The sequence below is a fragment of the Amycolatopsis sp. SID8362 genome (assembly GCF_010550475.1).
GTDB lineage: Bacteria > Actinomycetota > Actinomycetes > Mycobacteriales > Pseudonocardiaceae > Amycolatopsis > Amycolatopsis eburnea.
In genome coordinates this window covers 1-9,770 of the sequence record NZ_JAAGNB010000102.1, presented here as the reverse complement: position 1 = coordinate 9,770, position 9,770 = coordinate 1, and the positions used below count along the sequence as shown (strand labels likewise).

At 69.7% G+C, this 9,770-nt stretch carries 13 protein-coding genes; 6 read left to right on the top strand and 7 right to left on the bottom strand.

The features are described 5' to 3' along the window. Together G3I65_RS03730 and G3I65_RS03725 are read left to right on the top strand one after the other, a co-directional pair. The coding region (locus G3I65_RS03730; protein ID WP_239070431.1) for a TetR/AcrR family transcriptional regulator at positions 1-637 on the top strand (637 nt) is incomplete at its 5' end. A gap of 353 nt (positions 638-990) precedes the next feature. Continuing rightward, a complete protein-coding gene (locus G3I65_RS03725) occupies positions 991-1,176 on the top strand; it encodes an antitoxin (protein WP_160694769.1) in 186 nt (61 codons plus the stop codon). Between the two features lie 7 nt (positions 1,177-1,183). Here the strand turns inward: G3I65_RS03725 and G3I65_RS03720 are convergent, their stop codons facing one another. From G3I65_RS03720 to G3I65_RS03700, 5 genes are read right to left on the bottom strand one after another with little or no spacing between them, the layout of a single operon-like run. Further along, positions 1,184-2,488, bottom strand: coding sequence for an MFS transporter (locus tag G3I65_RS03720; RefSeq protein ID WP_160694767.1), 1,305 nt, complete (start codon positions 2,486-2,488; stop codon positions 1,184-1,186). Then, entirely contained in the window at positions 2,485-3,915 is a 1,431-nt protein-coding gene (locus G3I65_RS03715; RefSeq protein ID WP_160694765.1) for an FAD-dependent oxidoreductase, read from the bottom strand. Before G3I65_RS03715 ends, G3I65_RS03720 begins: the two co-directional genes overlap by 4 nt. Next, positions 3,912-4,688 (bottom strand): SDR family NAD(P)-dependent oxidoreductase, encoded by a 777-nt coding sequence (locus tag G3I65_RS03710; RefSeq protein WP_160694763.1) that lies wholly within the window; start codon positions 4,686-4,688, stop codon positions 3,912-3,914. Before G3I65_RS03710 ends, G3I65_RS03715 begins: the two co-directional genes overlap by 4 nt. Further along, positions 4,681-5,505 (bottom strand): SDR family NAD(P)-dependent oxidoreductase, encoded by an 825-nt coding sequence (locus G3I65_RS03705; protein ID WP_160694761.1) that lies wholly within the window; start codon positions 5,503-5,505, stop codon positions 4,681-4,683. Before G3I65_RS03705 ends, G3I65_RS03710 begins: the two co-directional genes overlap by 8 nt. 24 nt (positions 5,506-5,529) lie before the next feature. Beyond that, positions 5,530-5,916: a nuclear transport factor 2 family protein gene (locus G3I65_RS03700; RefSeq protein WP_160694759.1), complete on the bottom strand. Its 387-nt coding sequence runs from the start codon at positions 5,914-5,916 to the stop codon at positions 5,530-5,532. A gap of 109 nt (positions 5,917-6,025) precedes the next feature. On the opposite strand from G3I65_RS03700, the gene G3I65_RS03695 reads away from it, so the two are divergent. Continuing rightward, on the top strand, positions 6,026-6,715 hold the full coding sequence (locus G3I65_RS03695; protein ID WP_309235244.1) for a helix-turn-helix domain-containing protein: 690 nt from the start codon (positions 6,026-6,028) through the stop codon (positions 6,713-6,715). 23 nt (positions 6,716-6,738) lie between these two features. Here G3I65_RS03695 and G3I65_RS03690 read toward each other — a convergent pair whose 3' ends face one another. Continuing rightward, positions 6,739-7,482, bottom strand: coding sequence for an IclR family transcriptional regulator (locus G3I65_RS03690; protein ID WP_309235245.1), 744 nt, complete (start codon positions 7,480-7,482; stop codon positions 6,739-6,741). A 117-nt stretch (positions 7,483-7,599) separates the two neighbouring features. On the opposite strand from G3I65_RS03690, the gene G3I65_RS03685 reads away from it, so the two are divergent. Together G3I65_RS03685 and G3I65_RS03680 are read left to right on the top strand one after the other, a co-directional pair. After that, the gene (locus G3I65_RS03685; protein ID WP_160694757.1) at positions 7,600-8,370 is read left to right on the top strand and encodes a CoA transferase subunit A; all 771 of its coding nucleotides are present in this window, start codon (positions 7,600-7,602) and stop codon (positions 8,368-8,370) included. Between the two features lies 1 nt (position 8,371). After that, positions 8,372-9,001 carry a 3-oxoacid CoA-transferase subunit B gene (locus tag G3I65_RS03680; RefSeq protein ID WP_160694755.1) on the top strand — a complete coding sequence of 210 codons (630 nt, stop codon included), beginning with the start codon at positions 8,372-8,374 and terminating at the stop codon, positions 8,999-9,001. A gap of 1 nt (position 9,002) precedes the next feature. On the opposite strand, the gene G3I65_RS03675 is transcribed toward G3I65_RS03680, so the two are convergent. Next, a complete protein-coding gene (locus tag G3I65_RS03675; protein WP_203612271.1) occupies positions 9,003-9,431 on the bottom strand; it encodes an RICIN domain-containing protein in 429 nt (142 codons plus the stop codon). A 96-nt stretch (positions 9,432-9,527) separates the two neighbouring features. Between G3I65_RS03675 and G3I65_RS56340 the strand changes: the two genes are divergently transcribed. Continuing rightward, on the top strand, positions 9,528-9,770 hold a 243-nt coding region (locus G3I65_RS56340; RefSeq protein WP_203612270.1), incomplete at its 3' end, for a hypothetical protein.

Below are 9,770 nucleotides of genomic sequence, written 5' to 3'. Positions count from 1 at the left end.
CCGGCGCCGCGAATTCGTCGACGCGGCGCTGCGCGCGATCGCCGAACACGGCCCGCGCGTGTCGGCCACCCACATCGCCGACGCCGCCGACGTGGCCCGCCCGCAGCTGTACCGGCAATTCGACGACGCGGCGGATCTGACGCGCGCCATCGCCGACCGGGCCACCGAGCAGATCATCGTGGCGATGCGGCCGGTGTGGGAGCCCCAGGGCAGCGCCATGCAAATGATCTCCGCGGCCGTCGACGCCCACACCGGCTGGCTCGCCGAAAACGGCAACCTCTACCGCTACCTGACCCTGCACTCCCAGATCGGCCGCCGCGAGGGCGAGGACGCGATCGCCGACGTCAAAACGGTCATCGCGCGCCAATTGACCCAGGTGTTCGAGTACTACCTGACGCTGTTCCACCTCGACACCCGCATCGCCACCGTCCTGTCCTTCGGCGTCGTCGGGCTCGTCGACTCCTGCGCCGCGCAGTGGCTCGAAGCCCCGCTCGGGATCACGAAGGCGCAGCTCGCCGAAATGCTCACGCGCTGGATCTGGCACATCATCGACGACTCTCTCCGCGCCGCCGGGATCGAGATCGACCCGGATCTCCCGTTACCGCCACCGCCGCCGCGGCAGCCACCGACGTCCTGAGGGCGATACGAACACGTTCCCGCGGCCGTGGCAACCACACCCCGGGTGCCCGGCCGCGCATTTCCGGCTCGCCGAAACGGGGGCCGCGACGCTTTCACCAGGAACGCCACCCGGCCGCACCCCCATTCGGCCGGCGCCGCCGGAGCACCGCAGATCCACCCGCGTGAGGGATCGCCGCCGGGCGCGAACCCCTTGCAGGCGCCGGAAAGCGCGACAGAGTAACGCCGTCGGGACCGAGAACCTAACGCGAGCGCTGCTCTTCACCCTGGCGCCCGGATGGAGTTGCGGGCCCGTGCCGAACAGCTTTGATTGAGCCCATCGGGTCAGCTCACGTGGACGTAGGAGAAGCACCCATGGGGATCGACTTCGACAACCTGAAGAAAATCGCGAGCAGCGAAAACGTCGATGCGGCAGCGGAGTTCGCGAAGTCCCATTGCGGCGACCACGCCGACGAGATCGACGCGGCCGCCGAACGGGCAAAGGTTTTCCTCAGCGGGGAATCGTGCGGTGAAGAGCCGGGCGAGGGCCCCGCGGCTTGAAGCGGCCCTACCGGTCGCGCTCGCGCGGCACCTTGAGGAACGCCAGCATGATCGCCGAGAGCACCAGGCAGCCGATCGGGAAGTACAGCCCGACCGTGACGTCGGTGTCGGTCGCCGCCAGCCCGATCGCGTACGGGCCGAAGAAGCCGCCCAGCGCCGCGATCGAGTTGATCGCCGCCAGGCCGACGGCGGTGTGCTCCTTCGACAGCACCTTCGCCGCCATCGCCCAGTACGGCGCCAGGTACCCGAGCACGCCGATCGCGGCCAGCGACAGGCTGATCAGCGAGAGCGCCGGCACGGACTTGAACTGGATGGCGCCGAAGAAGCCCAGCGCTGCCACGAGCACCAGCGCGATCACGTGTCCCTTGCGCTCGCCCGTCCGGTCGGAGTTGCGGGCGAGCAGCAGCATGCCGACCGCGCCCACGACGTACGGGATCGCGCCGAGCAGGCCGATGTTCGTCGAGGAGTACTTCGGGTCGAGCTGCTTGACGATCAGCGGTAGGAAGAACGTCAGCCCGTACAGGCCGCAGGCGATGAACAGGTTCGAGAACGCCAGGTGCAGCACCTTGCCGTCGCGGACCGCCTTCAGCTGCCCGAGGAAGGTTTCCTTCTCCTCCGGCACGTACTCCTTGTCGATCTCGGCCTGCAGCCAGCCGCTCTCCTCCTTCGTGAGGAACTTCGCATCGGACGGCTTGTCCGGCAGCCAAAGGAAAGTGAGCACGCCGATCAGCACGGCCGGCGCGCCCTGCAGCACGAAGACCCACTGCCAGCTGCTCATCCCGAGCCAGTGCGCGTGGTCGAGGATCCAGCCGCCGGTGAGGCTGCCGAGGATCAGCGCGATCGGCTGGGCCAGCGCGAGCGTCGCGATGGCGCGGCCGCGTTCCTTCCCGCGGAACCACAGCGTCAAGTACAGCAGCAGGCCGGGGAACAGCCCCGCTTCGGCGATGCCGAGCACGATCCGCGCGATGAACAGGTGCGTCGTGCTCGCGACGAACCCGGTCACGACCGTGACGATGCCCCAGCTGACCGCGATCCGGCTCAGCCACAGCCGGGCGCCGACCCGTTTCATGATCATGTTGCTCGGGACCTCGAACACGACGTAGGCGAGGAAGAAGATCGCCGACGCCGCCCCGAAGGTCGCCGCGTTGATCGCGAGTTCCTTGCCCATGCCGAGCTGGGCGTAGCCGATGTTGGCCCGGTCCATGTAGTTGAAGATGTAGAGCAGGCCGACGATCGGCATGATCCGCACCGCGACCTTGCGGATGGTGCGTCTCCCGACGGCGGCGCTCGCGGCTCCGGTGTGGACGGTCATGGGGTGCTCCTCGGCGTTGAGTGAGTGGCGGTGCGGCCGGCGACCCGGCCCATGGTGATGGCGTTGGCGACGGCGTTCCCGCCGCCGACGTACCGCGGCCCGAGCACACCGGCCCCGGCCTCCCCCGCGGCGAACAGGCCGGGCACGCGCTCCCCGCGCGCGTCGAGGACGGCGGCGGTGCCGTCGATCTCGAGCCCGGCGTGGGTGCAAACGAGTTCGGCGGGCAGCGTGCGCGCCGCGTAGAACGGCGGTGTCGCGAGCGGTTCCGGTGGTTCGGTGCGCCCCTTGGCTTTCAGGGTTTCGTGGCGCAGGAAGTCCGGGTCCTCGCCGGTGGGCAGGTGCGCGTTCCAGCGGTCGATCGTCGCCCGCAGCGCGTCGGCGGGCACGCCCAGCTTCCCGGCCAGTTCTTCGACGCTGTCGGCGCGGATCGTGCGTCCCGCCTCGGCTTCGGCCAGCACGTGGGCGGCGTCCCAGTGCGCGTACCCGGCGGGCAGGCTCACGCGGGCCCGCTCGTCGAAGACCGTCCACACGGGACCGTCCTGGGCGTCGATGATCCCGCCGGACACGGCGTAGGAGGCGTCCTCGTCCATGAACCGGCGGCCGTGGGCGTTGACCATGATCCGCGAAACCGGTGGGAAACCGGACTGCCAGTGGTGCAGCCGCTGGAAGTACGCGGTGGGCAGCAACAGGCCCCAGCCGTCACCGGCGACGGCGGCGTCCACTTGCGACCCGAACGCCAGGTGGTCACCCCGGGACCCGTCCGCCGCGACGACGAACAGGTCCTCTCCCGCGGCGTCGGCGGCCGGGTAGTACCGCGAGACGAGAGCCGGGTCCTGGGCGAACCCGCCGGTCGTGACGATCACGGCCTTCGCCGACACTTCGATCCCGTCGGCGACCACGCCGGTGACGCGGCCGCCGTCGACGAGCAGCCGTTCCACCCGCGTGTTCAGCACGGCTTCGACGCCGGCCCGGCGTCTGGCCCGGTCGAGGACCTGGACCAGGCCGTAGCCCTGGTCCTTCGGGACGTGCGCGCGCCAGACGTCCTCGACACCGGCCCGGGTCAGGCCCGGCGAGTGCGCGTTGTGCGACACCTTCGCCGGGATCTCGGCGCCCAGCCCGATCAGCCACTCCAGCGCCGGGCCCGCCTCCTCGCAGAACGCGCGGACCAGCCCGGGCTTGAGCTGCCACTGGTTGAGGTCCATGTAGTGCTGGAAGAACTTCTCCGGCGTGTCCTCGATGCAGAGTCCCTTTTGGACACTGGTCCCGGCGGCGGTGAACATCCCCGCCGACAGCTGCGTCGAGCCGCCGAGTTCCTTCTCGGCCTCGAACAGCAGGACGGACGCGCCCCGCTCGGCGGCGGACACGGCGGCCGCGAGGCCCGCTCCCCCGCCGCCCACGACGACGACGTCGTACCCCTCGTCGTTCATCCGAGGTCACCTCCCGACTCCGCGACGATGCGGTGGTAGAGCCCGTTGGAGACGAGGCCGCCGTCGACGGTGACCTCGCTCCCGGTCATGTAGGTGGACTTGTCCGAGAGCAGGAACAGCACGGCGTCCGTGATCTCTTCGGGACGGCCCATGCGCCCGGCCGGGACGCTGTCCACAGCGGACTGGACGAACCCGTCGGCGCCGCCCAGCAGCGCCGTCCCGACGAGTCCCGGGTGGACGGAGTTGACCCGGATGCCCCACTTCGCGAAGTTCCCGGCGGCCGATTTGGACAGTCCGGTGAGGCCCCACTTGCTGGCCGAGTACGCGGGCGAGAAGTACCCGATCTGCCCGGAGATCGACGAGATGTTGACGATCGACCCGCCGCCGGAGTCGCGCATCAGCGGGGCGGCCGCGTACATCCCGTGGAACGGCCCGCTCAGGTTGACCGCGAGCACCCGATCCCAGACCTCGGCGGTGGTGTCCATGAACTCCAGCCGCCGCGAGATGCCGGCGTTGTTGACCAGCCCGCCGAGTTTGCCGTGCTGTGTCTTGATTTCGCCGATCACGGTGGCCCACTGCGCGGCGTCGGTGACGTCGAGGTGGTGGGCCGAGGCGGAGCCACCGTCGGCGACGATCTCACCGGCCACATCGGACGGATCGGCGACGTCGGCAACGCAGACGTGGACGCCGAGGGCCCCGAGCGCGCGGGCATGGGAAGCGCCCATGCCACCAGCCGCGCCGGTGACCAGGACGACGTCCGGGTACTCAGACATGACGCGACCCGCCGTCGACGGCGATGCTGTGCCCGGTCACGTACCGCGCGCTGTCCGACAGCAGGAACAAAAGCACGCCGGCGACCTCTTCGGGCGAGCCGATCCGGTGCAGCGGCACGGCGTCGAGCGCCTTGGCCAGCGCCGGGGCGTCGTCCTGGATCCACCGCGTCATCTCGGTGTCGATGTAGCCGGGCGCGATCGAGTTGACGCGGATGCCCTGGTCACCGAGTTCGACGGCGAGCGACTCGGTGAGGTGCGCGACGGCGGCCTTGGAACTGCAGTAGGCCCCGCGGCCCTTGCGCACGCGCACGGCCGACACTGAGGACATGTTGACGATCGCGCCGCCGGGCTTGAGGTGCTTCGCGGCGGCCTGCGCGCCGAACAGCACGCCCTCGACGTTGACCGACAGCGTCGCGCGGATCTGCTCCGGCGTGATCTCGGGAACCTCGGCGAACGGGAAGATCCCGGCGTTGTTGACCCAGAAGTCGATCCGCCCGAACTCGTCGATCGCCTTCTGCGCGAGGGCGAGGTGGTCGTCGGCCTTCGTGACGTCGACCGTGGCCGGCACGATCCGGCCGGGCTTGGCCTCGAGTGACTGCTCTCCGCTCAGTTCGGCGGCGGTGGCGGCCATCGCGTCGCCGTCGATGTCGCCCCCGACGACGTCGACCCCGCGCGTGGCGAGCGCGGCGGTGAACCGGGCACCCATCCCGCGGGCGGCGCCGGTGATCACGGCGACCTTGCCGGGGAACTCGGGGTAGATCGTGGTGACCGGCTGGTGCAGGACCCGCCCGGGACCGGTGGGCTCGTGGGTCGTCATCGGTGCTCTTCTCTCTTTCGTGGTTCAGGAATCGCGGCGGACGGTGCGCCGCCGGACGCGCCAGCCGTCGGGGGTGCGGAGGAGGTCGTCCTCGATGACGGTCAGCCGCACCAGGTGCGTGCTCGCGACGATCTGCAGGTAGGCATCGGCGCGCAGCGTGTCCGGGGTGTCGCCCGGGCGGACGTGGATCGTGCTGATCACGTGCCTGAGCGTCTCCCCGGAAGCGTGGAAGCGCGCGGCGAACGCGGTCAGCTCCCCGGTACCAACAGCGGGCTCGGGGTAGGTGGGCGAGCGGAATTCACCGTCGGCGGTGAAGGTGGCGGCCCACTCGGCGGCGCGCCCGGAGTCGATGGCGTGGCTCTGCCGGCCGTAGAGCTGGTGCACGGCCACGACGTCTTCGGTCGCCACCATCCCGGAACCTCCGTTGTCCCTGCCCGCTGAACGTGCTATATTCGCACGCAGTGTGCGAATATGTGTAGGACAGTAGGTCGCCACTTTCGTGTCGTCAAGGGAGCCGTGTGTGGAATCGACGCTGCCCGCGTCCGGGACTTCGAAGACCCTGCACCACGGGCTGCAGGTACTGGAGCTGCTGGTCCAGCACCCGAGCGGCCTGACACTGACCGAAATCGCGGACGGCATCGGCGTACACCGCACGGTCGCCCACCGCCTGGTGAAGACCCTGGAGGCGCACTACCTCTGCCGCCGCGACCGCTTCAAGCGCATCTCCCTGGGCACCGGCCTGGTCCGCCTGGCCGAGCCGGTGGAGCAGGACCTGCGCACCCTGGCCCGCCCCATCCTGGAGGAGCTTTCGGACTCGGCGCAGGCCTCAGCCCACCTGGTGGTCCGCGAGAACGTGGACCAGGTCCGAATGCTGATGATCGTCGAGCCAAGACAAGCCCCGATGCACGTGGCCTTCCGCTCAGGCCAACTCGACCCCATCGGCCGCGGCTCAGCAGGCCTCGCCCTACTGGCAGCGGCCCCACCACTACCAGGCGAGCGCGAAGAGGTAACCCGAGCCCGCGAGCGAGGCTTCGCGGTGTCAAAAGGCGAAATAGCCCCAGGCATCACCGGAATCTCAGCGGTAGTCCACACCGGACGCGACCACCCGGAAACCAGCATCGGCCTGTCCCTGTTCGAAGCCCCAAACCCGGACGAACTGGGCAATCTGGTGGTGGCAGCCGCACAACGCCTGACCACCCAACTCACGTAACCGGAATCCAGACCCCCCGCAACTCACCCCAGAGCCTCCGACAACGCATGAGCCTCCCGCAACAACAAAGCCCCCAACTGCGGAATCCGCTCAGCCCCGAAACGATGCTCCACCCCGGTCAAAGTCAACGCCCACCGCGGCGACCCCGCCTGATCGAAGACCGCCGCCGCCAGGCCCCAACTCCCCTCGACCACCAACCCAGGATTGACCGAGTACCCCTGCTTCCGGGTCGCCGCAATATGCCGCCGAATCTCCCCCACCCCATGCTGCGGCCCGAAATCAGCAACCAAATCCACCCGCGAAAGATAATCATCGATCTCCCGATCCGGCAGATGAGCCAGCACCACCATCCCGGCCGACACCACCCCCAACGGAAACCGCGCCCCCTCGAACAAAACATGACTCCGAATCGGAAAAGCCCCATCCTCCCGAATCAAGCAGATCGTCTCCTCCCCCCGCCGGGCCGAAAAGAACGCACTCTCCCCCGTAGCCACAGCCAACCGCCGAACCACCGGCAACGCGACCTCAGTGACGTCATACCGCCGACCCGCGGCAACCCCGAGGAAGTACAACTCCGGCCCCAGCACCCACCGATCGGACCCCGGCTCCCGCTCAACCAACCCGACACCCTGCAGCGAGATCAACAACCGATGCACAGTCGGCCGCGGCAACCCAGCAGCCCTGGCAACGGCCGTCGTCGTCCCCCCACCAGGCTCATGCGCGGCCACCGCACGAAGAACCCGATGAGTCCGGCCGACCAGATCCACAGGAGCGTCCACTCACTGAACACTACCCCACCAAATCCGACCACGAAGCGAACAATCCGCAGGTAGACGGCGTCCACTGGTTGACCACGCAGCTCAACGCGTCGTCTGATGACCGACATGGACAAAGTGTTCGCCTCCCCCGGGGAAGCCATCGCCGACATCCCCGACGGCGCCACCCTCTCCGTCGGCGGGTTCGGGATGTGCGGCGTACCCGCCGTCCTGATCAACGCGCTCTTCGAAACCGGAACCACGGACCTCGAAGTCGTCTCCAACAACGCCGGCGTCGACGGCTGGGGCCTCGGGATCCTCCTCGGCGCCGGCCGGCTCCGCCGAGTGGTCGCCTCCTACGTCGGGGAGAACAAGGAGTTCGCGCGCCAGTACCTGTCCGGCGAGCTGGAGGTCGAGCTGACCCCGCAGGGCACGCTCGCCGAACGGCTGCGCGCGGGCGGCTCCGGCATCCCCGCGTTCTTCACGGCCACCGGCGTCGGCACCCAGGTCGCGGACGGTGGCCTGCCGTGGAAGTACGCCGCCGACGGCACCGTCGCCAAGTCCAGCCCGGCGAAGCAGAAGCAGGCGTTCGACGGCCGGGAGTACGTCCTCGAACGCGCGATCGTCGCCGACTTCGGCCTGGTCCGCGCCTGGCGCGGCGACCGGCACGGCAACCTCGTCTTCAAGGACGCGGCCCGCAACTTCAACCCGCTGGCCGCGATGGCCGGCCGGGTCACCGTCGCCGAGGTCGAGGAGCTGGTCGAACCCGGCGAGCTGAACCCGAACGACGTCCACCTGCCCGGCGCGTTCGTCCACCGCGTCGTCGCGCTGACCCCCGAGCAGGCCGCGGACAAGCCGATCGAAAAGCGCACCGTGCGCATCGCCGAGGAGGGCGCCTGAGATGGCCTGGACCCGCAACCGGATGGCCGCCCGCGCCGCCGCGGAGCTGCGCGACGGCGACTACGTCAACCTCGGGATCGGCCTGCCGACCCTGGTGCCCAACTACGTCCCGGACGACGTCGAGCTCGTCCTGCAGTCGGAGAACGGCATCCTCGGCGTCGGCCCCTACCCGGCCGAGGACGAGGTCGACCCCGACCTGATCAACGCGGGCAAGGAGACGGTCACCGTCCGCAAGGGCGCGTCCTTCTTCGACTCGGCGACGTCGTTCGGCATGATCCGCGGCGGCAAGATCGACGCCGCCATCCTCGGCGCGATGCAGGTCTCCGCCGCCGGCGACCTCGCGAACTGGATGATCCCGGGCAAGATGGTCAAGGGCATGGGCGGCGCGATGGACCTGGTCCACGGCGCGAAGCAGGTCATCGTCCTGATGGAGCACGTCGCCCGCGACGGCGCCCCCAAGATCGTCGACGAGTGCACTCTCCCGTATACCGGCCGCGGCGTCGTCCAGCGGATCATCACGGACCTGTGCGTCCTCGACGTAACGCCCGACGGCCTGAAGCTGGTCGAACTCGCTCCCGACGTCGACTTCGACGAGGTCCAGGCGAAGACCGGGCCCCGCATCGCCCGCTGAGCTACGCCGCCTCGACCAGGAAGACCTGGTGCGGCCCGCCGACGCACCGGCCCTGGATCAGCTGGACACCCGTCTCGGAACTGCCCTGATAGACCCCGATGCACCACTTCGCGCCGGCGGCGGATTTCAGCAGGTAACCCGGGGTGGGCGCGGTCACCGGCTCGAAGGTGAACCGCTGGTCGGGGCGGCCGGGCTCGCAGTTGTCCCCGGCGAGGAGGACTTCGGCGTTGGTGCCGCCGTAGTCGACGGTCACGCAGCCTTCGCCGTTGTCCGGGGAGTGCAGGAGTAGGCGGTATCCGCCTTCGACGGCCTCGACCGACATCGGTGGTGAGGCGGTCGCGCAGTCCTGCTGCCCCAGGACGATCCGTTCGTCGGGCACGAACTTTTCGGTGCCCTCGCCGACGCAGAGACCGGTGTGCGCGAGCCGCACCCTTGCCGGTCCGGTGGGCGGGGCGCCGAGGTTCGCCTTCGCGGGCGCTGGCGCGGCGGATGTTGCGGGCGTTGACGGGGTGGTCGGGCTTGGTTGTTGCCGCGAGGGGACGAAGACGAGCAGCCCACCGGCGACGAGGATGACTGCGGCGGCCACGGCGAGGACCGGCCACCGTCGGCGGGTGACTGGCTTCGGTTGGGGAGCGGGTTCGGCGGCCGGTCCGGATTCGGCGGGCGAGGTCGTTCCGGCGGCGGCCGATTCGGCGGCAGCTGGCTCGGCCCCAGCTGGCTCGACGGCGCCCGGCTCGACGGCAGCCGGCTCGGCGGCGGCAGCCGGTTC